At 66.4% G+C, this 26,065-nt stretch carries 21 protein-coding genes; 8 read left to right on the plus strand and 13 right to left on the minus strand.

What is annotated here, in order from left to right; genetic code table 11:
* Positions 1-50 precede the first annotated feature (50 nt).
* Genes KO490_RS03345 through guaA form a run of 3 tightly spaced genes read right to left on the minus strand, consistent with a single transcriptional unit; the run spans position 51 to position 4,063 of the window.
* Positions 51-860, minus strand: coding sequence for a GNAT family N-acetyltransferase (locus KO490_RS03345; RefSeq protein ID WP_216017988.1), 810 nt, complete (start codon positions 858-860; stop codon positions 51-53).
* 60 nt (positions 861-920) lie between these two features.
* Complete coding sequence (locus tag KO490_RS03350) at positions 921-2,444, minus strand: cryptochrome/photolyase family protein (protein ID WP_216017989.1); 1,524 nt, start codon at positions 2,442-2,444, stop codon at positions 921-923.
* Positions 2,445-2,503: 59 nt separating this feature from the next.
* Positions 2,504-4,063, minus strand: coding sequence for a glutamine-hydrolyzing GMP synthase (gene guaA / locus KO490_RS03355; protein WP_216017990.1), 1,560 nt, complete (start codon positions 4,061-4,063; stop codon positions 2,504-2,506).
* Between the two features lie 136 nt (positions 4,064-4,199).
* On the opposite strand from guaA, the gene KO490_RS03360 reads away from it, so the two are divergent.
* Positions 4,200-4,712 carry a CAP domain-containing protein gene (locus KO490_RS03360; RefSeq protein ID WP_216017991.1) on the plus strand — a complete coding sequence of 171 codons (513 nt, stop codon included), beginning with the start codon at positions 4,200-4,202 and terminating at the stop codon, positions 4,710-4,712.
* A gap of 31 nt (positions 4,713-4,743) precedes the next feature.
* On the opposite strand, the gene KO490_RS03365 is transcribed toward KO490_RS03360, so the two are convergent.
* The 6 genes from KO490_RS03365 to proS form a co-directional block, all read right to left on the minus strand.
* The gene (locus KO490_RS03365; RefSeq protein WP_216017992.1) at positions 4,744-6,078 is read right to left on the minus strand and encodes a branched-chain amino acid ABC transporter permease; all 1,335 of its coding nucleotides are present in this window, start codon (positions 6,076-6,078) and stop codon (positions 4,744-4,746) included.
* Positions 6,079-6,088: 10 nt separating this feature from the next.
* Positions 6,089-7,096 (minus strand): branched-chain amino acid ABC transporter permease, encoded by a 1,008-nt coding sequence (locus tag KO490_RS03370; protein WP_216017993.1) that lies wholly within the window; start codon positions 7,094-7,096, stop codon positions 6,089-6,091.
* Between the two features lie 3 nt (positions 7,097-7,099).
* Positions 7,100-7,933 (minus strand): ABC transporter ATP-binding protein, encoded by an 834-nt coding sequence (locus KO490_RS03375; RefSeq protein WP_216017994.1) that lies wholly within the window; start codon positions 7,931-7,933, stop codon positions 7,100-7,102.
* On the minus strand, positions 7,930-8,712 hold the full coding sequence (locus KO490_RS03380; protein WP_216017995.1) for an ABC transporter ATP-binding protein: 783 nt from the start codon (positions 8,710-8,712) through the stop codon (positions 7,930-7,932). The genes KO490_RS03375 and KO490_RS03380 overlap by 4 nt, the downstream gene beginning before the upstream one ends.
* Before the next feature lie 113 nt (positions 8,713-8,825).
* Positions 8,826-10,010, minus strand: coding sequence for an ABC transporter substrate-binding protein (locus KO490_RS03385; RefSeq protein WP_216017996.1), 1,185 nt, complete (start codon positions 10,008-10,010; stop codon positions 8,826-8,828).
* A 153-nt stretch (positions 10,011-10,163) separates the two neighbouring features.
* Positions 10,164-11,525: a proline--tRNA ligase gene (proS, locus tag KO490_RS03390; protein ID WP_216017997.1), complete on the minus strand. Its 1,362-nt coding sequence runs from the start codon at positions 11,523-11,525 to the stop codon at positions 10,164-10,166.
* Between the two features lie 135 nt (positions 11,526-11,660).
* On the opposite strand from proS, the gene KO490_RS03395 reads away from it, so the two are divergent.
* Genes KO490_RS03395 through KO490_RS03410 form a run of 4 tightly spaced genes read left to right on the plus strand, consistent with a single transcriptional unit; the run spans position 11,661 to position 17,291 of the window.
* Entirely contained in the window at positions 11,661-12,812 is a 1,152-nt protein-coding gene (locus KO490_RS03395; protein WP_216017998.1) for an AI-2E family transporter, read from the plus strand.
* Complete coding sequence (locus KO490_RS03400; protein WP_303463017.1) at positions 12,809-13,558, plus strand: chromosomal replication initiator DnaA; 750 nt, start codon at positions 12,809-12,811, stop codon at positions 13,556-13,558. Before KO490_RS03395 ends, KO490_RS03400 begins: the two co-directional genes overlap by 4 nt.
* Positions 13,545-15,710, plus strand: coding sequence for an RNA degradosome polyphosphate kinase (locus KO490_RS03405; protein ID WP_216017999.1), 2,166 nt, complete (start codon positions 13,545-13,547; stop codon positions 15,708-15,710). The genes KO490_RS03400 and KO490_RS03405 overlap by 14 nt, the downstream gene beginning before the upstream one ends.
* Before the next feature lie 54 nt (positions 15,711-15,764).
* Entirely contained in the window at positions 15,765-17,291 is a 1,527-nt protein-coding gene (locus KO490_RS03410; RefSeq protein ID WP_216018000.1) for a Ppx/GppA family phosphatase, read from the plus strand.
* Positions 17,292-17,413: 122 nt separating this feature from the next.
* On the opposite strand, the gene groL is transcribed toward KO490_RS03410, so the two are convergent.
* Together groL and KO490_RS03420 are read right to left on the minus strand one after the other, a co-directional pair.
* A complete protein-coding gene (gene groL, locus KO490_RS03415; RefSeq protein ID WP_216018001.1) occupies positions 17,414-19,066 on the minus strand; it encodes a chaperonin GroEL in 1,653 nt (550 codons plus the stop codon).
* 44 nt (positions 19,067-19,110) lie between these two features.
* Positions 19,111-19,398, minus strand: coding sequence for a co-chaperone GroES (locus tag KO490_RS03420; RefSeq protein ID WP_022706709.1), 288 nt, complete (start codon positions 19,396-19,398; stop codon positions 19,111-19,113).
* A 195-nt stretch (positions 19,399-19,593) separates the two neighbouring features.
* On the opposite strand from KO490_RS03420, the gene KO490_RS03425 reads away from it, so the two are divergent.
* A complete protein-coding gene (locus KO490_RS03425; protein WP_216018002.1) occupies positions 19,594-20,607 on the plus strand; it encodes a TraB/GumN family protein in 1,014 nt (337 codons plus the stop codon).
* A 3-nt stretch (positions 20,608-20,610) separates the two neighbouring features.
* Here the strand turns inward: KO490_RS03425 and KO490_RS03430 are convergent, their stop codons facing one another.
* The gene (locus tag KO490_RS03430; protein WP_216018003.1) at positions 20,611-23,520 is read right to left on the minus strand and encodes a hypothetical protein; all 2,910 of its coding nucleotides are present in this window, start codon (positions 23,518-23,520) and stop codon (positions 20,611-20,613) included.
* Between the two features lie 203 nt (positions 23,521-23,723).
* Between KO490_RS03430 and KO490_RS03435 the strand changes: the two genes are divergently transcribed.
* Entirely contained in the window at positions 23,724-24,614 is an 891-nt protein-coding gene (locus KO490_RS03435; protein ID WP_216018004.1) for an SIMPL domain-containing protein, read from the plus strand.
* Positions 24,615-24,618: 4 nt separating this feature from the next.
* Here the strand turns inward: KO490_RS03435 and KO490_RS03440 are convergent, their stop codons facing one another.
* Positions 24,619-25,461 (minus strand): MoxR family ATPase, encoded by an 843-nt coding sequence (locus KO490_RS03440; RefSeq protein WP_216018005.1) that lies wholly within the window; start codon positions 25,459-25,461, stop codon positions 24,619-24,621.
* 173 nt (positions 25,462-25,634) lie between these two features.
* On the opposite strand from KO490_RS03440, the gene dksA reads away from it, so the two are divergent.
* Positions 25,635-26,057: an RNA polymerase-binding protein DksA gene (gene dksA / locus KO490_RS03445; protein ID WP_216018006.1), complete on the plus strand. Its 423-nt coding sequence runs from the start codon at positions 25,635-25,637 to the stop codon at positions 26,055-26,057.
* Positions 26,058-26,065: the final 8 nt, after the last annotated feature.

The raw sequence follows: 26,065 nt of genomic DNA on the forward strand, positions 1-26,065 counted from the left end.
CATCTGTTGGCACAGATGTGGACCCTGATGGGCCGAACCGCAAGCCTTGGTCAGATCGTGGCGAAGGCCGGGGCATGGGCGATGGTGGTGCCATCCGGCAGATCGCCTGCGACCTGCAGGCAGGGCCCGGCATAGGGCGATTTCAGATCGGCGGGCCGGAATCCGAAGCGGGAATAATATGCCGGGTCGCCCAGCACCACGACCGGCCTATCCCCGGCGTGATCCAATGCGGCACGGATCAGGGCCGAGCCGATCCCCAGACCCTGCGCCCTGGGGTGAACCGCAACAGGTGCCAGCGCCAGCGCGGGACGGTCGGCGGCAATCGGCGACAACGCCAGATGGCCCAGCAGCCTGCCCGCGGCGATCGCCACCAGCGACAGCGAAAGGTCTTCGTCCGCGCGCAACTGCCGGACCAGGGCGGCCTCGGACGGGCCGTCGAATGCGGCGGCCAGCAGGCTGTCGATGGGATCGCGGTCGGATGGCTGTTCGGGGCGCAGCGCGGGCATGACCTCGTGCCGGTCGAAATCACGCGCGATCTGCGCCGTTTCATGGCCCCAGATGCTGTCCGCCGTCCGGGCCCGATGGGCCGCGAAGGCAGCTTCGTCGCGGAACAGTTCGGACAGGTGCCAGATCAGCGGATCGTCGTCCTGCCACAGATCGAAGCGCAGGTTCCCGGCCTCGGCGCGGCTGAGATCGACGTGATCCTGCACATGCCCGAGCACGGTCATCATCTGACCCGCATCGGCGCAGACCAGCCGCCCCGTCAGGGCGATCATCGGGGCGGGCAGGGCGACCGGCGCGCCACCGCCATCGCAATCATGCGGCCCGGTGGCGTGGTTCTGTCCGCAGGCGCAGGTCATGTCGGCGATCCCCTTGTTCCGGCGGGCAGATTGCCCCGAAATCGCGGCAAGGGGAAGATGTCACACCGTCTTGCCCGCATCCATGCGCCGCAGGAAATCGGCAGCCTCGGCCTGGATCGTCCTGCGCTTGTCCGCGTCCATCCGGTCCCAGGTGCCATAGATGCGGCTGATGCGGGGGTTCCTTTCGAACCGTTCGCGGTGACGAACCAGGAAATCCCAATAGAGCAGGTTGAACGGGCAGGCATCCTGTCCCGTCTTGGCCGTCACCTTGTAGGCGCAATGCCTGCAGTAATCGGACATCCTGTTGATATAGTTGCCCGAACTGACATAGGGCTTCGATCCGACGATGCCGCCATCGGCGAACTGGCTCATCCCAATGACATTGGGTGCCTCGACCCATTCATAGGCATCGACATAGACCTCCAGATACCATTCGTGGACCTGATGCGGGTCGATCCCTGCCAGCAGGGCGAAATTGCCGGTCACCATCAGGCGCTGGATGTGATGGGCATAGGCCAGACGCTGCGTCTGCCCCACCGCCTGCGACAGGCAGTTCATCCGGGTTTCGGCGCCCCAATACAGCGGCGGCAGATCGCGGTCGTGACCCAGTTCGTTCCGGTCGGTGTAATCCGGCCCCTGCAGGAAATAGATGCCGCGCATGTATTCGCGCCACCCGAGGATCTGGCGGATGAACCCCTCGGCCGAATTAAGGCGCGCCTTGCCATCGGCATGGGCCCGGGCCACGCGGTCACAGACCTCGCGCGGGGACAGAAGGCCCGCATTGATATAGGCCGACAGGATCGAGTGGTGCAGATACGGATCGTCCTGCAGCATCGCATCCTGATAGGGGCCGAAATCGTCCAGCGAATGGTCGATGAAATGGCGCAGCACCTTCAGCGCCCCCGCCCGGTCGGTGGCATAGTTGAAGGGGCGCAGATCGCCGAAATTGTCGGGAAAGCGTTCCTCGACCAGGTCCAGCACCTTGGAGGTGATCTGGTCGGGTTCGAACCGCGGGGGGCCTTCGCGGAACAGGTCGGCCGCGGCGGGCTTGCGGTTGTCGTGGTCATAGTTCCACTGCCCGCCCGCGGGTTCGCCATCCTCCATCAGCAGGCCGGTGCGGCGCCGCATTTCTCGGTAAAACCACTCCATCCGCAATTCCTTGCGGCCCTCGGCCCAGCTTTCGAAATCGGCATGGCTGGCGAAAAAGCGGTCGTCGGGCAACTGGCGAACGGGGATCGGCAGATAGGACAGGATGTCGATTAGCCGCCATTCGCCGGGTTCGGTCGCGATCACCTCGGATGCGCCATGTTCCGAGGCGCGGCGCAGCAGCTCTCCGCCGATCTTCTGGCTGTTTTCGGGATCGTCCAGTCGGGAATAGGCGACGGTGAACCCCTTGTCCTGCAGATGCGCCGCGAATTTGCGCATGGCTGCAAAGATGAAGGCGATCTTCTTGGGGTGGTGGCGGACATAGGATGCCTCGTCCATCACCTCGGCCATGACGACCACGTCGCCATCCTTCGCCTCGCGCAGCGCGGACAGATCGTCGGAGAGCTGATCGCCCAAAACCAGTATCAGTCGCGTCATGGCACCCCCTGAACGAAAGGGACGCGCAGGTTGCCCTGCGCGTTCCCCAAGTTCTCAGGTCATTCCCACTCGATCGTGCCCGGGGGCTTCGAGGTGATGTCATAGGTGCAGCGGTTGATGCCCTTGACCTCGTTGATGATCCGCGTCGCGGTCTCGCCCAAGAATTCGTGGGTGAAGGGATAGTAATCCGCCGTCATCCCGTCGACCGAGGTCACGGCTCGCAACGCGCAGGCGTAATCGTAGGTCCGGCCGTCGCCCATCACGCCCACCGTGCGGACGGGAAGGATCGCGACGAAGGCCTGCCAGATCTCGTCATACAGGTCGTGCTTGCGGATCTGGTCGATGAAGACCGCATCCGCCTTGCGCAGGATCTCCAGCTTCTCGCGGGTGATCTCGCCGGGGCAGCGGATGGCAAGGCCGGGGCCGGGGAAGGGGTGGCGACCGATGAACTTGTCGGGCAGACCCAGCTCGCGGCCAAGGGCGCGGACCTCGTCCTTGAACAGTTCGCGCAGCGGCTCGACCAGCTTCAGGCCCATCTTCTCGGGCAGGCCGCCCACATTGTGGTGCGACTTGATCGTGACCGACGGCCCGCCCGAGAAGCTGACGCTCTCGATGACGTCGGGATAGAGCGTGCCCTGGGCCAGGAAATCCGCGCCCTCGATCTCTCCGGCATAGCGCTGGAAGACGTCAATGAACAGGCGACCGATGGTCTTGCGCTTGACCTCGGGGTCGGAAACCCCTTCCAGCGCGCCAAGGAACAGGTCGGCCTCGTTCGCGTGGATCAGCGGGATGTTGTAGTTGTCGCGGAACATCTCCACGACCTCTTCGGCCTCGTTCAGGCGCAGAAGGCCGTGATCGACGAAGACGCAGGTCAGCTGATCGCCGATCGCCTCGTGGATGAGGACGGCGGCGACGCTGCTGTCCACGCCGCCCGACAGGCCGCAGATGACCTTGCGGTCGCCCACCTGCTCGCGGATCTTGCGGATCGCCTCGTCCTTGTAGGAGGCCATGGTCCAGTCGCCGGTGAAGCCCGCCATCTTGACGAAGTTCTCCAGCATCTTGCGGCCATGGGGGGTGTGGTGAACCTCGGGGTGGAACTGCACCGCATAGAAGCGGCGCGCCTCGTCCGCGATCATCGCCAGCGGCGCGTTGGGCGAGGTGCCGATGACCTCGAAGCCCGGCGCGATGTCGGTCACGCGGTCGCCATGGCTCATCCAGACTTCCTCGCGGCCGGTCTCGAACAGGCCGGCGAAGATGCCGTCGCCCTTGTGGCCGGGCGCGGGTGCGATGAAGGCGCGACCGTATTCGGCGTGGTGGCCCGCCTCGACGCGGCCGCCCAGCTGTTCCATCATGACCTGCTGGCCATAGCAGATGCCGAAGACGGGGACGCCCAGCTCGAAGACCGCTTGCGGCGCGCGGGGGCTGCCGGTCTCGGTCACGCTGGCGGGGCCGCCCGACAGGATGATCGCGCGCGGGTCGATCTCGCGCAGCTTCTCGTCGGTCAGCAGATTGAAGGGATGGATTTCGCAGTAGACGTTCAGCTCGCGCAGGCGGCGCGCGATAAGCTGCGTCACTTGGCTGCCGAAGTCGATGATGAGAAGGCGCTGATGCTGGGTCATGGGTGCGCTTTAAGCGCGCCCGCGCGGCCATGCAAGCGTTTCGCGCGTGCCGATTGCGGGAACCGCCACCCGATCGCCGGGTTGCTTCCGTGACGGACAGCAGACCGTTCCGCCAACGATCACAGAGGGTTCCGCCATGATCCGTGCCGCAGTCACCGCAATCGCAGCCTTGGGGGCGCTTGGCGCCTGCGACCGATTTGCCCCGGAACCCGCCGCGGACCCGGTCGAACAGTCGCTGGCCGCCAGCTGCCAGGGTGATCCCGCGCTGGCCGAGCGTCTGAGCGTGGCGGTCGAGACCGCACGCCGGGCCGAGGGCAAGTCCGTGCCCGCCAGGTCGGCAGAGCTGGACCGGATCGCGCAATCCCATGCCTGCGACATGGCGCTGACGGGGCGTGCGGATGTCGCGGGGTCGAATGGCAGCAACGTGGTCGATCGGGCGCGCGCGGTCGGTTACCCCACCTGCGGCGTGGTGCAGCTGGTGGGGTCCGGCACATCGCCCGAAGGCATGGTCGCGAATTGGCTTGTGCCCGGCCCGAACCGTGAACAGGTCTTGGGTCAACTGTCCTTCGACATCGGCAGCGGCGTGGCGCGCGGCGCGGATGGCCGATTGTGGCACAGCGTGGTCCTGGGCAACGATTGCCGCGGATGAAGAAGGGCGCCCGGATGGGGCGCCCTTTTCCTTACCTCTCGGGCAGAAGCCCCCTTGGCGCGAAACGCAGCACCGCCAGCAGCACCGCGCCCATCGCGATGAAGCGCATATGCGGACTGCTGTCCAGCAGGTGCTCCTTCAACGGGCCCTCGGCCAGCGGGCCGGTCAGGACGGCGATGGCGGCAGGGCCCCACACCTCGGCCTTGATCCACAGGAACCAGATCAGGACCGATCCCAGCACCGCGCCCCAGTTGTTGCCGGAACCGCCCACGATCACCATCACCCAGATCAGGAAGGTATAGCGCAGCGGGTTGTAGCCCGTCGGCGCGACCAGCCCGTCCAGCGTCACCATCATCGCGCCCGCGATGCCGATCACGGCCGATCCCAGCACGAAGACCTGCAGATGGCGGCGGGTGACGTTCTTGCCCATCGCGCGGGCGGCGGTTTCATTGTCGCGGATGGCGCGCATCATGCGGCCCCATGGCGATTTCAGCGCCAGTTCGGCCAGCAGGATCAGCACCAGCAGGACGACCAGGAACAGCGACATGTAGGACAGCTTGACCCAGATGCCCGACGCCTCGGTCGCCGAGAAACCCCAGCCCTGCGCAAAGGACAGGAAATCGGGGTTCTGCTGCAGATCGACCTCGTAGGCCACGGGCCGGGGGATGGCGGTGATGTTCTTCACGCCGCGCGCCAGCCAATCCTCGTTCTTCATCACGGCGACGATGATCTCGCCTATGCCGAGCGTGGCGATGGCCAGGTAATCCGAGCGCAGCCCGAGGGCGACCTTGCCGATGCCCCATGCGGCCCCGGCGGCAAAGACCCCGCCCACGGCCCAGGACACGAGGACCGGCAGGCCCAATCCGCCGATATTGCCGTGGCGGGCGGGGTTGTTCCCCTCGATCGCCTGGACGGCGGGATCGAACAGGCCACGGAACAGGAAGAAGCCCACCAGCAGGACCAGCGCGACGACCCAGCCCTTGCGCGTCCGGTCCCAGGCAAGGCGCGACAGCGCCAGGATGCCCAGCCCCACGAACAGCGACAGGATCAGCCGGGGCCCGCCCGCGGACCACGCGCCTTCGACCGGGGGCAGCGATACCAGCACCGGTGCCAGCGCCCCCATCGCAAGGAAGCCCACGACGCCCACGTTGAACAGCCCGGCATAGCCCCATTGCATGTTCACCCCAAGCGCGGTGATGGCCGAGATCAGCCCCATGTTCAGGATCGCGAGCGACGTGTTCCAGCTGCCCGAGAACATGCTGTTGCGGACGGTCCCCTCCAGCACGAACAGGACGGCCAGAACGGCAAAGAGCAGCGGCGCGCGCCACGGATTGGCGGATGCGGTTGCTTGACGATTGCTTGCCATGATGACCCCCTTACACCGATTTGCCGCGGAACAGGCCCGTCGGGCGGAACAGCAGCACCACGATCAGGATCACGAAGCTGACGGCGAACTTGTATTCCGTGCCCAGCAGCTGCATCAGCCCGCCCGGTTCGTACCAGGGCGCGACATAGCCCACGACCTTCAGCCAGGGATATGTGACCGCGACCTCGGAGAAGGCGACGAGGAACCCGCCCGCGATCGCCCCGAGGGGGCTGCCGAGGCCGCCCACGATGGCCGCCGCGAAGATCGGCAGCAGGATCTGGAAATAGTTGAAGGCCTTGAACGACTTGTCCAGACCATAGAGCGTGCCCGCGATGGTGGCCAGCGCGGCGGCGATGATCCAGACCTGTCGCACCACGCGTTCGGGGTCGATCCCCGACAGCAGCGCCAGATCCTCGTTGTCGGAATAGGCGCGCATGGCCTTGCCCGATTTCGTGCGGTTCAGGAACCAGAACAGCGCGATCATCACCGCGAAGGCCACGACCAGCGTCAGCGCCTGCGTGCTGCGAAGGGCCAGCCCTTCGTCCAAGCCGGTCATCGCCTTGAAGTCGCGGACGGTAACGATGAAGCGTTCGCCGTCGTCAAAGCGGATCTCGTCCACCCCGATCACCAGTCGGGTCAGGCCGTTCATCACGAACATCACGCCCACCGAGGCCATCACCAGGATGATCGGCGCGGCCTTCTTCCTGCGGTAGAAGCGATAGACGACGCGGTCCGTGCCCAGCACCATCAGCGATGTCAGGGCGATCCCGAAGGGCAGGGCGATCAGCGCGGTAGGCAGCGGACCGAAGCCCACGCCAAGCGCCTGCAGGCCCCATGTTACCAGGATCACCAATGCGGTGCCGAAGGCCATGGTGTCGCCATGGGCGAAGTTGGAAAACCGCAGGATGCCGTAGATCAGCGTGACGCCAAGCGCACCCAGGGCAAGCTGTGCACCATAAGCGGCTGCCGGGATGAAGACAAAGTTCAAAAAGACCACGAGGGCGTTCAGGATATCCATCGCTCAGCCCCCCAGGAAGGTGCGGCGCACCTCGTCATTGGCCATGAGTTCCTTTCCCGTGCCGGCATGGGCATTCGCGCCCTGCACCAGCACATAGGCCTTGTCGGCGATGTTCATCGCCTGTTGCGCGTTCTGTTCCACCATCAGCACCGGCAATCCGCCGCGCGCGATGGCGATGATGCGGTCGAACAGCTCGTCCATGACGATGGGGCTGACGCCCGCGGTGGGTTCGTCCAGCATCAGGACTTGGGGTTGCGTCATCAGCGCGCGGCCCACGGCCACCTGCTGACGCTGCCCGCCCGACAATTCGCCCGCCGCCTGTCTGCGCTTTTCGGCAACAGCCGGGAACAGGTCGTAGACCTGCTCCATCGTGCGGCGGACGTCGTCGCTTCGGATATAGGCGCCCATCTCCAGGTTCTCCTCGACCGTCATGGACGGGAAGATGTTGTTCACCTGCGGAACGAAGCCCATGCCCGCCTTCACGCGGTCCTGCGGGTTCAGCGCGGTGATGTCGCGCCCGTCCAGCCGCACGCTGCCCTGGCGCAGGTTCAGCATCCCGAAGATGGCCTTCATCGCGGTGGACTTGCCTGCGCCGTTCGGGCCGACGATCACCGCGATCTGACCCTTTTCGACGGAAATGGTGCAATCGTGCAGGATGTCCGCGCCGCGGCCATAGCCGCCGGTCATGGCCTCGCCGATCAGGAAGGGATCGCCCGTGCGACCTGCACCGACCGGACCCGATTTGCGGGTGCCGTCGATGGTTCCCATGCCCCTGGTATTGACGACCGAGGCATCGCGGTTGCCGCGATTGCCGAAGCTTGCGTTCTGATCGCTCATGCGCCCACCATGTCCTTGTTCTTCAGGCCGGTGCCCAGATAGGCCTCGATCACGGCCTCGTTGCGCATGATGTCGGTCGCGCTGCCCTGGGCCAGCACCTTGCCTTCGGCCATGACGATGACCGGGTCGCACAGCTTGCCGATGAAGTCCATGTCATGCTCGATCACGCAGAAGGTATAGCCGCGTTCCTTGTTCAGCCGGATGATCGCATCGGCGATGGTCATCAGCAGGGTGCGGTTCACGCCCGCGCCGACCTCGTCCAGGAACACGATCTTGGCGTCCACCATCATGGTGCGGCCCAGTTCCAGCAACTTCTTCTGGCCGCCCGACAGATTGCCCGCCTTCTCGTCCGCAAGGTGGCGGATCGTCAGAAAGTCCAGCACCTCGTCGGCCTGCCGGCGCAGGGCGGCCTCTTCGCGGGCGATGCGGCTGCGCTGGAACCATGTCTTCCAGATCGTCTCGCCCGACTGACCGGGCGGGACCATCATCAGGTTTTCCCGAACCGTCATGCTGGCGAATTCATGGGCCAGCTGGAATGTCCGCAGCAGCCCCTTGTGGAACAGCTCGTGCGGGGGGAGGCCGGTGATCTCCTGCCCATCCATGAAGACCCGACCCGAGGTGGGTGGCAGCACGCCCGCGATCACGTTGAACAGCGTCGACTTGCCCGCGCCGTTGGGGCCGATCAGCCCGGTGATCGATCCGGTCTCGATCGTCAGGCTGGCCCCGTCCACGGCATGGAAGCCGCCGAAATGTCTGTGTAGGTCCTCGACCCTTATCATCTTTCGTTCCCCGACCTTACCCGGTGGATAAGGATTTTCGCCCAAGGGGCTGCTTGGATTGAAAAAAGGCCCGGCGTCGATGTGACGCCGGGCCATCCAGACGGACGCGATCCTCAGCGATAGCCGATGACCTTCATTTCGCCGCCCTCGAAGCTGACCTCGCGGAAGGTGCCCGCGCTCTCGCCCGGTTCGACGAATTCGACGGCTGCCGCGCCGACGTAATCCACATCGCCGCCCCCGTTGATGATCTCGAGCGCCTTGCCCAGTTCGCCCGGCAGGATCTTCTCGCCCGGTTCGTTGGCGACATCCATGACGGCGCCTTTGTATTCGGCCGGATCCGACGAACCCGCCTTGGCCATCGCCAGCATGATCAGCGCCGCCGCGTCATAGGCCTCGGCCGAGAAGGCGCCCGAACCGTCATAGCCGGCCTCTTCGGCCATGCTCAGATAGGTCTCGCGGCCTTCGCCCTCGGCTGCGGGGTTCTGGCCGAAGCTGCCCTCGATCTCGTCGCCGAAATTCTCCGCCAGCGCCTGGCCGACCATGCCGTCGGGGAAGACGAAGGTCTCGAACGCGCCGCTGTCCAGCGCGCCGCGCAGGATGCCCGAACCGCCCTGGTCGACGTAACCCACGACCGCCAGCGCATCGCCACCCGCAGCGGCGAGTGCCGCGACCTCGGCCGAGTAGTCGGCCTTGCCGTCGTCATGCGCGCTGTTGACGGTGACGGTGCCGCCCTTCTGGGTGAAGGCGGCCTCGAACGCGTCGGCCAGGCCCTTGCCGTAATCGTTGTTGGTATAGGTGACGGCGACCGTCTCGATCCCCTTTTCCAGCACGATGTCGGCCATCACCTCGCCCTGGCGGGCGTCGGACGGCGCAGTGCGGAAGAACAGGCCATCATCCTCGATATCGGTCAGGGCGGGCGAGGTGGCCGAGGGCGAGATCATCACGATGCCATTGGCCTTGGCGACGTTTTCGAGGCTGGCGATGGTTTCACCCGAGCACATGCCCCCCACGATGCCCTTCACGCCTTCGGCGGTGATCAGGCGTTCGACGGTCGCGGTCGCGGCGGCGGCGTCGATGCAGGTGCTGTCGCCCTGGACGGCGGTGACGGTCGAACCGTCGAGGAATGCGCCGCTGTCGTTGATTTCCTTGATCGCCATCTCGGCGCCCTGCGCCATGGCGGGCGACATCGATTCCAGCGGTCCCGTGAAGCCGAGCGAGATGCCCAGCTTGATCTCTTCAGCGCCAGCGGCACCGGCCAGAAGCGCACCGGCGGCGGTCGCGAGAAGAAGCTTTTTCATTGGTTGTCTCCCAGTTGGAACATTGTCCTGAGAGCGAGCCTAGAAGCGGGTTCACGAAAAAGAAAGCGCCATCTGGCGTCGATCCTGCTGACCTTTCGTCAGATTTTCAGGATGGGCGACCGCGGCCCGGATCGGGGCCGCGGTCGGTCGCGATCAGAGACCCGGACCCTTGCGTTCCAGCACGGGCTTGTAGATCTGGGCGATGCGGGCGACGGCCTCTTGGGGGGACATCTCCTCGGATTCGCCGGTGCGGCGGCTGGTCAGTTCGACCTTGTTGTTCGCCAGGCCGCGCGGACCCACCGTGATGCGCCAGGGCAGGCCGATCAGGTCCATGCTGGCGAATTTCGCACCCGCACGGTCGTTGCGATCGTCATAGAGCGGCTCGAACCCCTGGGCGGTCAGTTCGGCATAGATCGCGTCGCAGGCACTGTCGGTCGAGGCGTCGCCCTGTTTGAGGTTCACGATGCCCACGTGGAACGGGGTCACGCCCTCGGGCCAGATGATGCCCTTGTCGTCGTGATTGGCCTCGATGATGGCGCCCAGCAGGCGGGAAACGCCGATGCCGTGGCTGCCCATGTGGACCGGAACGCGGGCCCCGTCGGGGCCGACGACCGTGGCCCCCATCGGTTCGGAGTACTTGGTCCCGAAATAGAAGATCTGACCGACCTCGATCCCGCGCGCGGTACGGCGGCGTTCCTCCGGAACCTCGGCGAAGATCGCCTCGTCATGGGTCTCGTCGGTGCGGGCATAGCGGCTGGTGAATTCCTCCAGCACGGCCTGGCACTCGGGCTGGCTGTCGTAATCGATCTGGCGGTCGCCGAAGGTCAGGTCGGTGATCTCGCTGTCGTAGAAGACCTCGGATTCGCCGGTCTCGGCCAGGACCAGGAATTCATGGGTGTAATCGCCGCCGATCGGACCGCCATCCGCGCGCATCGGGATCGCCTGCAGGCCCATGCGTTCATAGCTGCGCAGATAGCTGACAAGATGCCGGTTGTAGGCGTGCAGCGCATCTTCCTTGGTCAGGTCGAACGTATAGCCGTCCTTCATCAGGAATTCGCGCCCGCGCATCACGCCGAAGCGGGGGCGGATCTCGTCGCGGAACTTCCACTGGATGTGGTACAGCGTCAGCGGCAGATCCTTGTAGCTGTTCACATGGCTGCGGAAGATGTCGGTGATCATCTCTTCGTTCGTCGGACCATAGAGAAGGTCGCGCTTCTGGCGGTCCTTGATACGCAGCATCTCCTCGCCGTAATCGTCGTAGCGGCCGCTCTCGCGCCACAGGTCCGCCGATTGCAGCGTCGGCATCAGCATGGGGACGTGACCCGCGCGGATCTGTTCCTCGTGGACGATCTGCTCGATCTTGCGCAGGACCTTGAAGCCCATGGGCAGCCAGGAATAGATGCCCGCGGCCTGCTGCTTGATCATCCCCGCACGCAGCATCAGCCGGTGGCTGACGATCTGCGCCTCCTTGGGGTCTTCCTTCAGCACGGGCAGGAAATAACGCGACAGACGCATTCTTGAAGTCCTTCGATCAGCTTTGCCCTTGCGTTACCGGATCGGGCTGCCGATGCCAAGGAAGAAGCCGGTCATGCACCTTGCAACCGACGCCGCCGGACGGCACATTCGGACGGTATTCCAAAGGGGCAATGAATGGGCGTTCCCGTACGCAAGCAGATCATCTGGTGGGGGCTTGCCGCGGCGATCCTGCTGGTTTCCACGTGGCTTCTGGGGCAGGCGGTGCTGCCCTTCATGATCGGTGCGGGTATCGCCTATCTTCTGGATCCCGTCGCCGATCGGCTGGAACGGATGGGCCTGTCGCGCACGATGGCGGTCGTGGTCATCACCTTCGTCGTGGTGCTGGCCTTCACGGCGATGGTGCTGCTGATCCTGCCGCTGCTGATCCGGCAGGCGACCGCGCTGATCCAGACCGCCCCCGAGATGCTGGGACAGGCGCGATCCTTCGTAGAAACGCGGTTCCCCGGACTGATCCCCACCGATGCGGGCCTGCAGGAAACGCTGGTGGACCTGCAGGCCGCGATGGGCGAACAGGTCGGAAATGTCGCATCCAAGGTGCTGGGATCGGTGCGCGGCATCCTGGGCACGGTATCGCTGCTGGTGATCGTGCCCGTGGTGGCGTTCTATCTGCTGCTGGACTGGGACCGGATGGTCGCGCGGATCGACGAATTGCTTCCGCGTGAACATGCGGGCACCATCCGTCGTCTGGCATCCGAGATCGACGATGCGCTTTCGGGCTTCCTGCGCGGGCAGGCGACGGTGATCCTGATCTTGGGAACCTGGTACGGGCTGGCACTGATGTTCGTGGGGCTGCCCTTCGGGTTCCTGATCGGGATCATGGCGGCGGTGCTGTCCTTCATCCCCTATGTGGGCGTGCTGATCGGCGGAGTGACGGCCATCGGCGTCGCGCTGTTCAGCTTCTGGGGCGAACCCATCTGGATCGGCGCGGTCGTGGCCATCTTCGCCATCGGCCAGGTGGTCGAGGGAAATTACCTCCAGCCCAAGATCGTCGGCAGCCATGTCGGCCTGCATCCGGTCTGGCTGCTGCTGGCCCTGTCGGTCTTTGGATCGCTGTTCGGCTTCGTGGGGCTGGTCATGGCCGTTCCGATGGCGGCGGCGGTCGGCGTGCTGGCGCGCTTCCTGATCGAGCGTTACCGCGCCAGCGCCCTCTATACCGGGGTGGGGGACGATGCCGTCACCCCCGAGCCGCTGCTGGTCGAGATCGTGCCCCCCGGCACCTATCGCGAGGCCCTGCGGGTCGAGGTCCAGGGCGTGGACCGGGCGTGAATGCGGGGGCGACCCATCGCCAGCTGACGCTGGATCTGACGACGCCCCCGGCACACGCGCGCGCGGATTTCCTGCCCGCCCCGGCCAATCTGGACGCGCTGCATGCGCTGGACCATCCGCATCTGTGGCCGGGCGGGCGGATGTTGCTGATCGGCCCCGAGGGTGCGGGCAAGTCCCACATGGCGGCATTCTGGGCGGCCGAGAACGGCGCGCGCCGGATCGGTTGCGCGGCCTTGCGGCCCGATGCGGCCGACATGCTGACGGTCGAGGGGGGCGCGGTCGTGATCGAGGATGCGGATCACGCGGGCCATGCCGCAGGTGCCGAACAGGCGCTGTTCCACCTGTGGAACCTGTGCGGGGCGCGCGACTGCCTGCTGCTGATGACCGCGCGCACGGCGCCGCGCGACTGGGGGCTGGGCCTGCCGGACCTGCAATCGCGGATGGATGCAATGCCGCAGGTCAGGCTGGGACCGCCGGACGAGGCGCTGATGGCCGCCGTGCTGGTGAAGCTGTTCGCGGACCGACAGCTGCAGGTGGGGGCGGGCCTGATCGACTGGCTGGTCCTGCACATGGACCGCGATCTGGGGCTGGCCCGCAGGCTGGTGGCGGCGATGGACCGTGCAGCGATGGCACAGAAGGCCGCCCCGAACCGACGCCTTGCGGCCCTGCTGCTGGACAAGCTGACGGGCCGCGGGGCATCAATCGATCCTGACCACCAGAACCGTGGAACCGATGACCCAAGCTGATTTCCTTCGTTCGCCCTTTCCCGAACCCCATGCCATGCCGGGCGGGGTGCCGTCGGGACCGGCGCGGTTCTTCAACCGCGAACTCAGCTGGCTCAGCTTCAACTGGCGCGTTCTGGACGAGGCCCGCAATCCGCGCGTCCCGCTGCTGGAGCGGCTGCGTTTCGTGTCGATCAGCGCGACCAATCTGGATGAATTCTATACCGTCCGCGTGGCGGGGCTGCGCGAACTGGTGCGCGAGGGCAGCACCTCGCCTTCCGATGACGGGCTGACGGCGACCGAGCAGCTGTCGCTGATCAACGCGGATGCGCGTCGCCTGATGGCCGCACAGCAGGGCGTCTGGAACCGCCTGCGCCGAGAGATGGAGCAGGCGGGCATCGTCATCCTGTCGCGCCAGCGCCTGACCACGGTCGAGGAAACCTATCTCCACGCCTATTTCCAGGAGAAGGTGTTCCCGGTCCTGTCGCCCCTGGCGATCGATCCGGCGCATCCGTTCCCCTTCATCCCCAACACGGGCTTCTCGCTGGCGTTGGAGCTGGCGCGCCAGACCGACGGTCGGCAGATGCAGGCGCTGCTGCCGATCCCCGCGCAGCTTCCGCGTTTCGTGCCGCTGCCGGGCGGGCAGCGTTTCCTCAAGCTGGAGGACCTGCTGCTGATGCACCTGTCCAGCCTGTTCCCCGGTTATCGCGATGTCGGGCATTGCAGCTTCCGGGTGCTGCGCGACAGCGATCTGGAGGTCGAGGAAGAGGCCGAGGACCTGGTCCGCGAGTTCGAGACCGCGCTGAAACGCCGCCGCCGCGGCAGCGTCATCCGGCTGAAGATCACGGCCGGGGCGCCGGACCGGCTGCGCCGCCTGATCATGGAGGAGCTGGAGGTCGGCCCCGAGGAGGTGATCGAGGTCGAGGGTCTTCTGGGCATGGCCGACCTGAAGGAGCTTGTCCTCGACGACCGCCGAGAGCTTCTGTGGCCCAGCTTCACGCCCCGCGTGCCCGAGCGCGTGCAGGACCATGACGGCGACATGTTCGCGGCGATCCGGCACAAGGACATGCTGCTGCATCACCCCTACGAGACATTCGACATGGTGGTGCGCTTTCTTGCGCAGGCCGCGCGCGATCCCGACGTGCTGGCGATCAAGCAGACCCTGTATCGCACGTCGCGCGACAGCCCGATCGTCGATGCCCTGTGCGAGGCTGCCGAGGCGGGCAAGTCCGTCACCGCGCTGGTGGAACTGAAGGCCCGCTTCGACGAGGCCGCGAATATCCGCCAGTCGCGCCGGCTGGAACGGTCGGGCGCGCATGTCGTCTACGGTTTCGTCAACTACAAGACCCATGCCAAGATCAGCACCGTGGTCCGCCGCGAAGGCGACGCGCTGGTCACCTATACCCATTACGGCACGGGCAATTATCACCCGATCACGGCGCGCATCTATACCGACATGTCGCTGTTCACCTGCGATCCGGCGCTTGGGCGGGACGCGACCAAGGTGTTCAACTTCCTGTCGGGCTATGTCCAGCCCGAGGGGCTGGAGAACCTGGCCATCGCGCCCATCGACATGAAGTCCTACTTGATCGACATGATCGGGCAAGAGGCCGAACATGCCCGCGCGGGTCGCCCCGCGGCCATCTGGGCCAAGATGAATTCGCTGATCGAGGGCGACATCATCGACGCGCTCTATGATGCCAGCAAGGCCGGGGTGAAGATCAGCCTCGTGATCCGGGGGATCTGCGGAATAAGGCCGGGTATCAAGGGCTTGTCCGAAAATATTCGCGTGAAGTCGATCGTCGGGCGCTATCTCGAACACAGCCGGATCGTGTGTTTCGGCGCGGGCCACGGTCTGCCGTCGCCGCGCGCGCGGGTGTTCATCAGTTCGGCCGACTGGATGGACCGCAACCTCAATCGCAGGGTCGAGACGCTGGTCGAATGCATGAACGACACCGTCAAGGCGCAGATCGTCAACCAGGTCATGGCCGCCAACATGGCCGACGAATCCCAAAGCTGGATCCTGCAACCCGACGGACGCTTCCTTCGTTTCCTGCCCGAGGGACGCGAGGATCTGTTCAACTGCCATCGCTTCTTCATGGAGAACCCCTCGCTTTCGGGGCGGGGGACTGCCGGGGCATCGGATGTGCCCGAACTGACCCATGGGGCGGATTGACCTCTTGGTCATCTGCGGTCAGGACTGGGATACCACGGAAACAAGAGGCGCAATATGAACGGTGTGCGAACCTCCAGCGGTCACAAGATCGACCCTTTCGGGCCCAAGTTCCGCAAGCTGCCCAAGCGGGCATTGAAGCGGGTGGGTGTCGTCGATGTCGGCTCGAACTCGGTGCGGCTGGTCGTCTTCGACGGCGCGGCCCGTTCACCGGCGTATTTCTACAATGAAAAGGTGATGGCGGGGCTGGGTCAGGACATGGCCCGCACCGGTCGCCTGAACCCGCAGGGCATGGAACGCGCCTGGGCCGCGCTGTCGCGTTTCGCGGCCCTGGCCAAGGCGATGGATATCGAGCCGTTGACCTGCGTGGCCACCGCCGCCATGCGCGAGGCCGAGGATGGCCCCGCCTTCCGCGAGAAGATCGAGAAACGGCTGGGCCTGAAGATCTGGGTCATCGATGGCGAGGAGGAGGCCCGGCTGTCGGCACAGGGCGTGCTGCTGGGCTGGCCCGAGGCGAAGGGCCTCGTCTGCGATATCGGCGGCAACTCGATGGAGCTGGCCGAGGTGGCGAACGGTGCCATCGGCAAACGCACGACCTCGCAGCTGGGGCCGTTCCGGCTGCAGCAGATCGAAGAGGACGACCTCAGCGGCCATATCGACGGCATCCTCGATACCCTGGCCGATCAGATGGGCACCGATCACAAGCGCATCTATCTGGTGGGGGGCTCGTGGCGGGCCATCGCGCGGCTGGACATGGAGCGCGTGGGCTATCCGCTCAGCGTGCTGCACGAATATCGCATGACACCCGAAGCCGTGCGCGAGACGATCAAGTGGATCGGCAAGTCGGACCTGCAGGAACTGCGCTCTCAGACCGGCATCTCGTCGTCGCGGATGGAGCTGGTGCCCCTTGCCGCGCGCGTTCTGGGCCGGATGATCGACCGTTTCCAGCCCGAGGAACTGGATGTCAGCAGCTATGGCATCCGCGAAGGGCTGCTCTATGAACACATGTCCACGACGCTGCGCAGGCGCGACCCGCTGCTGGAGGCTGCGCGTTTCACCGAAAAGCAGATGGCGCGGACCCCGGGCTTCGGCAAGAAGCTGTATCATTTCCTGCTGCCGCTGTTCCCCAGCATCGCGCCCGATCGCGACCGCCTGATGCGCGCGGCCTGCCTGCTGCACGACACCGCCTGGCGCACCCATCCCGATTACCGGGCCGAGGCCTGCTTCGACAACGTGACCCGCGCGAACATGGCGGCGCTCAGCCATCCCGAACGCGTCTACCTGGGTCTTGCGCTGCTGCACCGCTACAAGAACAGCCGCGCCAAGTCGCGCTTTGCGCCGCTGTTCGATCTGCTGCCCGAGGCCGATATCGCCGAGGCCGAGATCCTGGGCAAGGCCATGCGCTTCGGGTCGATGTTCGCGACCGACGATCCGATCGACGCGGGCGCGCTGAGGCTGAAGGACGGCGGGACGAAGCTGGAGCTGAAGCTGACCGCCGCCGGCCGCGCGCTGATGGGCGAGGTGGCGCAGTCGCGGTTCCAGTCGCTGTGCAAATCGATGGGGGTCGAGGGCAGCATCGCCTGACCGGACCCGCCGCCGCGAAAGGCCGCCTTCGGGCGGCTTTTTCATGCGAAAAAGGCTGTCCGCATAAGAAAGGGGGCGCCCCGAAGGACGCCCCCGAACCTGCCAGTTGGCAAGGCGGATGATTACATCATGCCGCCCATGCCACCCATGCCGCCCATGCCACCCATGTCGGGTGCGCCGCCTTGGCCCTTCGGCTCGGGCTTCTCGGCGATCATGGCTTCGGTGGTGATCAGCAGACCGGCGACCGATGCCGCATCTTCCAGCGCGGTGCGGACGACCTTTGCGGGGTCGATGACGCCGAACTTGAACATGTCGCCATATTCTTCGGTCTGCGCGTTGAAGCCGAACGCCTTGTCGGACGATTCACGGACCTTGCCTGCAACGACTGCGCCGTCGACGCCTGCGTTTTCGGCGATCTGGCGCATCGGTGCTTCCAGTGCGCGGCGAACGATGGCAACGCCCGCATCCTGGTCGCTGTTGATGCCGGTCACGCCTTCCAGCGCCTTGCCGCCCTGAACCAGTGCGACACCGCCACCGACGACGACGCCTTCCTGAACGGCCGCACGGGTCGCGTTCAGTGCGTCATCGACGCGGTCCTTGCGTTCCTTGACTTCGATCTCGCTCATGCCGCCGACGCGGATGACTGCGACACCGCCTGCCAGCTTGGCAACGCGTTCCTGCAGCTTTTCCTTGTCGTAGTCCGAGGAGGTTTCCTCGATCTGCTGACGGATCTGGCTGACACGGGCTTCGATCTCGGCCTTTTCACCAGCACCGTCGACGATGGTGGTGTTGTCCTTGTTGATCGTGACCTTCTTGGCGGTGCCAAGCATGTCGATCGTGACGTTTTCCAGCTTCATGCCCAGGTCTTCGCTGATGACCTGACCACCGGTCAGGATCGCGATGTCCTGCAGCATGGCCTTGCGGCGATCGCCGAAGCCCGGTGCCTTGACGGCTGCGATCTTCAGACCGCCGCGCAGCTTGTTGACGACCAGGGTAGCCAGGGCTTCGCCCTCGACATCCTCGCCGATGATCAGCAGCGGCTTCTGCGACTGGATCACCGATTCCAGCAGCGGAACCATCGGCTGCAGCGACGAGAGCTTCTTCTCGTGCAGCAGGATGTAGGCGTCTTCCAGTTCGGCGACCATCTTGTCGGGGTTGGTCACGAAGTAGGGCGACAGGTAGCCGCGGTCGAACTGCATCCCTTCGACGACTTCGACCTCGGTCTCCATCCCCTTGTTCTCTTCGACGGTGATGACACCCTCGTTGCCGACCTTCTGCATCGCGTCGGCGATCTGACGACCGATCGAGGCTTCGCCGTTGGCCGAGATGGTGCCGACCTGAGCAACTTCGTCGGTGTCGTTGACCGGACGCGACGCTGCCTTGATCGCTTCGACGACCTTGGCGGTTGCCAGGTCGATGCCGCGCTTCAGATCCATCGGGTTCATGCCGGCGGCAACCGCCTTCATGCCTTCCTTGACGATGGCCTGGGCCAGAACCGTCGCGGTGGTCGTGCCGTCGCCGGCTTCGTCATTGGTGCGCGAAGCGACTTCGCGGACCATCTGGGCGCCCATGTTCTCGAACTTGTCGGACAGTTCGATTTCCTTGGCGACCGAGACACCGTCCTTCGTGATGCGCGGGGCACCGAAGGATTTGTCGATCACCACGTTGCGGCCCTTGGGGCCGAGGGTCACCTTGACGGCATCCGCGAGGATGTTGACGCCTTTCAGCATCCGGTCGCGGGCGTCGGTGTTGAACTTGACTTCTTTCGCAGCCATTTGATTCTCCTGAAATTAGATTGGAAGGTTCGGCGATCGGGCGATCAGCTGATGATGCCCAGGATGTCGCCTTCCTTCATGATCAGCAGATCTTCGCCATCGACCGAAACCTCGGTGCCCGACCATTTGCCGAACAGGACGCGGTCGCCTGCCTTGACCGAGGGTGCGATCAGCTCGCCCGAATCCTTGCGTGCGCCTTCGCCGACCGAGACGACTTCGCCTTCGGCGGGCTTTTCCTTGGCGCTGTCGGGGATGATCAGGCCGCCCTTGGTCTTCTCGTCGGATTCGACGCGACGGACCAGCACGCGGTCTTGCAGCGGTTTGAATGCCATTTGAACACTCCGATCTTTCAGGTTGCAGTGTTTCGTTGTTGGCACTCACTGGCTGCGAGTGCCAATAGCATTGATCTAGGAAAGCATCACTGGACTGTCAACGGGATTTTGCATCGTTTTCCGGCCGCATACTGGAAGCCGCCTGCCACATGTGAGACCGTGCGCGAAACCGCCCGGACAGCAAGGCAGATCCCCATGCGCAAGACCCTCATCGCCCTTGTCGTCAGCCTGTTCGGGGCAGGGGCCGTCCATGCCGCGAACGGCTGCGAGGGGCAGAACCTGTTCGATCAGCTGGACCCGGACGATCGCAGAGAGCTTGAGGATGCCACGGCCGGCGTCCCCTTTCGCAGGGGCATCCTGTGGCGGGCACGGCGCGGCGATCAACAGATCACGCTGGTCGGCACCTATCATTTCGACGATCCCCGCCACCGCGACACGCTGGCCGTCATTGCGCCTCGCATCCGCGATGCCTCCGCCCTCTATGTCGAGGCCGGCCCCGAGGAAGAGGCGCAGCTGACCCGCGCCCTGCAGAGCGATCCCAGCCTGATGATCGACCCGGAAGGGCCCACGCTGCCCGAACGCCTGTCCGAGGAGGAATGGCAGGAACTGGCCATCGCGATGGAGGATCGCGGCACGCCCGCGGTCGTCGCCTCGCGGATGCGGCCCTGGTATGCGGCGATGATCCTTGGCGTGTCGCCCTGCATGATCCGGTCTATGAACGGCGAGGTCGAGGGGCTGGACCGGCAGCTGGTCGAAGTCGCGCAGCAGGGCGACGTTCCGGTCCGCGCGCTGGAGCCCTGGGACACGATCTTCGACATCTTCGCGGGGCTCAGCCCCAAGGACGAGATCGACATGATCCGCGCCGCACTCCCCTCGGCTTCGCTTGCCGACGATTACGCGGTGACGCTGGCCGATGCCTATTTCGCGGGGGATGTCTGGAAGATCTGGGAATTCGGTCGGCTGGAGGCGCTGCGGAACGCCGCCCTGCCCAAGGCAGAGATCGAGCGCCAGATGGAGCTGGCCCAGACCCGGCTGATGGACAATCGCAACCGCGCCTGGGTCGCCCCCCTGGTCGAGGGGGCCGAGGATGCGGCCCGCGACGGCAAGGGCATCGTCGCGGGCTTCGGTGCGCTGCACCTGCCGGGGGAAAACGGGGTGCTGGCCCTTCTGGCCCGCGAAGGCTTTGCCGTCACGCCGATCGACGGTTGATGCCTACTGCCCGTTCAGCACCCCGAGCGCCTGCACCTGTCCGCGCTTGTTGTAGAGGATGCGGCTGTCCTTGATCTCGGTGATGGTGCCGCCATTGATCTTGTCGCCGATCCGCAGCGTGATGACCCGCCCGTTGGACAGGCGCACCAGCGCGCGACTGGCGCGGCCCGCGCCGATCGTGCCGATGATCTGCGTGCTGTTCAGGCGGATGCCGTCCTTGACCGTGGCCGAGGCCGAGGCGCTGCCGACCGCGCTTTGCGGTACGGCGGCCACGACATCGGGTTCCTCGTCCACCTCGGCGGGGCGATAGCGCTGGTTGCGGGCGGCGGCGGCCCGTGCCTCGGCCTCGGCCTGCGCGCGGGCACGGGCTTCGGCGGCGGCGCGCGCCTGCGCCTCGGCGGCGGCATCGGCGGCGGCCTGACGACGGGCGCGTTCCTCGGCCTGCCGCTGCAATTCGTCATCCGCGCGGCGCTGTTCGGCCTGGGCCGCCTGCGCCTCGGCCGCTGCACGAAGATCGGCAGCAGAGGGCGCGGTCGCCGCCGCAGCGGCGGCGACGGGGGCTGCGCTGGCCGCAATGGCGTTTGTCGCGGCGCTTGCAACCGCCCCGCCCGCGCGCCGCGGGGGTTTGGCGGAAGACGACAGCGTCGTCAGCGCGATGCCGCCCGGACGGGCGGGGCTGTCCTCGATGGCCGAGGCGAGCGCATCCTTGACCGCATCCTGTGACAGGCTGGGGCTTGTCGGACGGTTGGCGCTTGCGGGGCGCGCGGGCGGGCGCGACGAACCCGCGACTGACGTGGCTGGCCCCGAGGGGCGGGCGGCCGGTTCCACCGTATCGCGTTCGGGCGGACGTGCGCCCGCCACCCCATCGGATTGCGCGGCCGCCAGCGCATCGGTCACCGCGCGCTGCGAGGGTGCCGAAACCGAGGTCGGGCGGCGCATCGGGCGGGCGTCGGCCAATTGGATCAGCAGGCCGCGCTCACCTTGGGACAGGCCGACATTCCCGGCCTGCGCGGTACGAAACCCGCGAAGCTGACGTTCGACATCCGCACGCTCTTCCTCGGTCAGCGGGCGAGGGGCGTCAGCCTCGGCCCGGCTGCCTTCTTCGGGGCGCGAGGGCGGGCGGGCACCGCCCACCTGCGGTTGCGCGACGGGCGCCGGATCTGCCGCAGGGGCTGCATCGCTGCGCGAGGGGCTGGGCGGACGCGCCGTGGTCGCTCCGTTGGCTGCCGGGGTGGCAGGCACGGGGGCGGGCGCCGGGGCTGCGGGTGTCGGTGCCGGGGCTGCGGGCGCAGGTGCCGCCGCCGGACGCGAGGGCGGGCGTGCATCGCCCACGTTGCGGGCAGGCGGCGCGGTGCGCGTCTCATAGGGCAGGGGATTGGCCGGGACGGCAGGGCGGCTGTCGGGGGCCGCTGGAACGCTGGCTGCAACAGGAGCGGTCCGGGGCGGGCGGGCAGAGCGGCGCAGCGGCGTGCTGGCCTGCGTGGCCGCGCGCGTCTGGGCGGGGGTCACTGCTGGCTCGTCTGCCGCGACCTCGGGACGGGGACCGGTATCGGTCGGCGTTTCGGTGTCGGTCGGCTGATCGGCGGCCGGGGCGGCATCCGCGGCTTCGGGATCCGCCATCGCCTCGGCCAGTGCCTGCGTCAGCGCGTCGTCCGCGGGAGGTTCCACCCCTGCGGTCTCGGGCTGCGGCACAAGGCTGTCCGCGATTGCGGTGGCCGCGGCAACCGCCTCGGGGGTCAGCACGGCGGGTTCCGGCGGCAGAGCATCGGCAGTCTCGACCGGCGGCGCGGGTTCGGGTGCGGGCTCGAGTGCGGCTTCGGGCAGGGTTTCGGTGACGACCGCGGGCACCGACTCGGGCACGGACTGGACGTCGGGCAGCGCACCGGTTTCAGCCGGAACCTCTTCGGAAATCTCGGGCGCGGCTGCGGTTTCGGTTGCATCCCCAGGCGCATTCTCGGGCGGGGCCGATCCGAAGAACAGCATGCCACCCAGCAGCAACACGCCAAGGCCGCCGATCATCACCGGCAGCCGACCGAAATCCAGCTTGCGGAACCGGTTCGCGATGGCCGCGACGGCGGGCGAGGCATCGCCCGTGCCCGCGGCATCGCGTTCGGCGCGAAGCGCACGGGCGGCGGCTGCGCGGTCATGCACGGCCGCAGCGCGCGGGGTCAGGCTGCCGTCATGGCGGATCACCTTGGGCGCAACCTCTGCCGGGGCAGTGTCCGCGGGCATCTGCGCCGCTGCGGGCTGGGCGAAGTAATGCGGCACGATCGCCGAGATTACGGGCACCACGGCGGGTCCGGGCGTGGCGGGTTCAGGCGTGGCGGGCGCCTCGTCCGCAATCTCGATCGCGGGGGCGGTCACGCGGGCCTGCGTCAGATCGGGCTGGCTGAACGGGCGCGCGGCGGGCGGACGCACCGCCCGCGCAGTGCCGAAATCGGGCTGCCCGTCGAAGCGGTCGTCGCCGGGGCGGCCTATGAAGCCCGAGGGGTGGAACCCCTGGGCACGGGCGAATTCCTCGGCCTCTTCCAGCGTCCGAATGGCGACGGCGGCGACGCGCAGCGTCTCGATGTCGCCATTCGTCGCGGGGCACCAGTCGAAGGTCAGTTCTTCGGCGGCATAGGGGGTCGCGGATTCCAGCGCCTTGGCGATGGTCGCGGCCGTGTCCGAACCGAAGGGCACCGTCAGCGTGGTATAGAGGATCTGGTCGTCGGGAATGACCAGCAGCGTATCGCTGACGCCCGCCATCCCGCCTGCCTTGCGATGCATCGCGGCCAGCGTCCGGGCAAGGTCGTGGCGGCTGAATTCGGCATGGCCGACGGGTGTCCAACCGGTGCCCTTGCGGCGTTCCAGCTGGACGGCCTCCTGCGTGAAGCTCATCGCGAATTCGGGCGGCGCGGCGTGATGGTTCATGGCTTGGGTTCACTGCTCGGGGAAGGGGCGGCCGCTTTGCGGCACGATTTGGTTGATTGCCCTCATCACTACCGCAAATTGTGGTTCGAAGAAAGCATTACTGGCGGTCCTGTGATCGGCCCGCGCGCCTTCGGGGCTAGGATTGCGGGGGCAAAAGGCGCAGTCTCGTCGAAGGCTTACAGGCACCGAAGAGGAGCGAGGCGATGCAAGCAAGAACCACCATCCGGCGAATGGCGATGGGTGCCGTCCTGACCGGGATCTGGGCCCTGCCGGCGATGGCGCAGCAGGGCGGCGCGATGTCCTGCGGGGCGGATCACGGCCCCTCGCGGTTGCAGGTGTCGGGATCGGGGCAGGCTCGGGTCGCGCCCGACATGGCGGTGATCAGCCTGGGCGTGACCACGCAGGGCGACAGCGCCGATGCCGCCATGTCCGACAATTCGACCCGCCAGCAGGCCGTGATCGATGCGCTGAGGGATGCGGGGATCGAACAGTCGCAGATCCAGACCTCGGGGCTGAACCTGCGGCCGATGATGCAATATGACGAAGGCCAGCCGCCAAAGGTCACCGGCTACGAGGCCCGCAACATGGTCACCATCCGCGCCACGGATCTGGCCCGCCTGGGCGAGGTGCTGGATGCGATCGTGGGGGCTGGCGCGAACCAGATCGACGGCATCGCATTCGAGCGTCAGGACGGGGATGCGGGTCTGGACGAGGCACGCACCGCAGCCGTGCAGGACGCGCGCCGCAAGGCGGAACTGCTGGCCGAGGCCGCGGGCGCGCAGCTGGGCCCGATCCTGTCCATGAGCGAGAGCAGCGGCGGTCGCGCCCCCCAGCCCATGATGCGGATGGAGGCCGCGATGGCCGACAGCGTCCCGGTCCAGGCAGGCGAGGTCGAGCTGAGCGCCGAGGTCCGCATCGAATACGCCCTGACCGGCGATGCGGCCTGCAGCATGGGTCGCCAGAAGGGCGGGGACGGCCGTCCGAAGGCGCGCCCCGATCGCCAGGTGACGCCGCCCCTGCCGGACGAGGGCGCACCGGAGCCCGACGAACCGCTGTCCCCCGGCATCGTCGAGCCGCTGCCCGAGACCGAGTAGGCGCTCAGCGGCTCTGCCTGCGGGCCATGAAGGCCAGCCTCTCGAACAGGGCGACGTCCTGTTCGTTCTTCAACAGCGCGCCATGCATCCGGGGCAGCATGGTGGCAGGATCGCGGGTCAGATCCTCGGGGGCCAGATCCTCGGCCAGGATCAGCTTCAGCCAGTCGAGGAACTCGCTGGTCGAGGGTTTCTTCTTCAGCCCCGGCGCCTCGCGGATATCCATGAACTGGGTCAGGGCGGTGTCCAGCAGGCGCGGCTTCAGACCGGGATGATGCACATCCACGATCCGCTTCAGCGTTTCGGGTTCGGGGAAACGGATGAAATGGAAGAAGCAGCGGCGCAGGAAGGCGTCGGGCAGCTCCTTCTCGTTGTTCGAGGTGATGATCACGACGGGGCGCTGCCGGGCGCGGATCGTCTCGCCCGTCTCGTAGACGTGGAACTCCATCCGGTCGAGTTCCTGGAGCAGGTCGTTCGGGAACTCGATATCGGCCTTGTCCACCTCGTCGATCAGCAGGACGACCCGTTCGGGCGCCTCGAATGCCTGCCACAGCTTGCCGCGGCGGATGTAGTTGCCGACCTCGTGGACGCGGGGATCGCCCAGCTGACTGTCGCGCAACCGGCTGACCGCGTCGTATTCGTACAGGCCCTGCGCGGCCTTGGTCGTGGATTTCACATGCCATTCGATCAGCGGCATCGACAGGCTGGCCGCGACCTGGCGTGCCAGCTCGGTCTTGCCGGTGCCGGGTTCGCCCTTCACCAGAAGCGGGCGTTCCAGCGTGATCGCGGCATTCACCGCCATCGCAAGGTCCGGAGGCGCCACATAGCTGTCGGTCCCGGTAAATTGCATGGGCTCTTCCTTTCGCAAGAATTGCTTGGTCGAAACTGCCTGTCCCGGCATCGCGGGTTGCAGATTACGCATAGCTGACCCTTCAAGGCTAGTGACAAGCGGGCCGAGTTGTTCTAATGGGGCGCCCAAGGTGCCGGAATTTCAGACCCCGCCCGGCGCCGCCGGAGGACGTAATGAAAGCCCAGACCTTCCTGCCCCAGGACTATCGTCCCGCCGAGGACGAGCCCTTCATGAACGAGCTCCAGCTCGAATATTTCCGTCGGAAGCTGGAAGCTTGGAAGGCCGAACTGCTGGACCAGTCGGCCGAGACGCTGGAGGGTCTGCAGGACAGCGCCCGTGCCGTTCCCGACCTGGCGGATCGCGCCAGCGAGGAAACCGACCGCGCGATCGAACTGCGCACCCGTGACCGCCAGCGCAAGCTCGTGTCCAAGATCGACAGCGCGCTGCGCCGCATCGAGGTCGGCGAATACGGCTATTGCGAGATGACCGGAGAGCCGATCAGCCTCAAGCGCCTCGACGCGCGCCCGATCGCGACCATGACGCTGGAGGCGCAGGAGCGCCACGAGCGCAAGGAACGCGTCCATCGCGACGACTGATGCCTGCG

It is taken from the genome of Paracoccus sp. C2R09 (assembly GCF_018860625.1).
Taxonomy (GTDB): Bacteria; Pseudomonadota; Alphaproteobacteria; order Rhodobacterales; family Rhodobacteraceae; genus Paracoccus.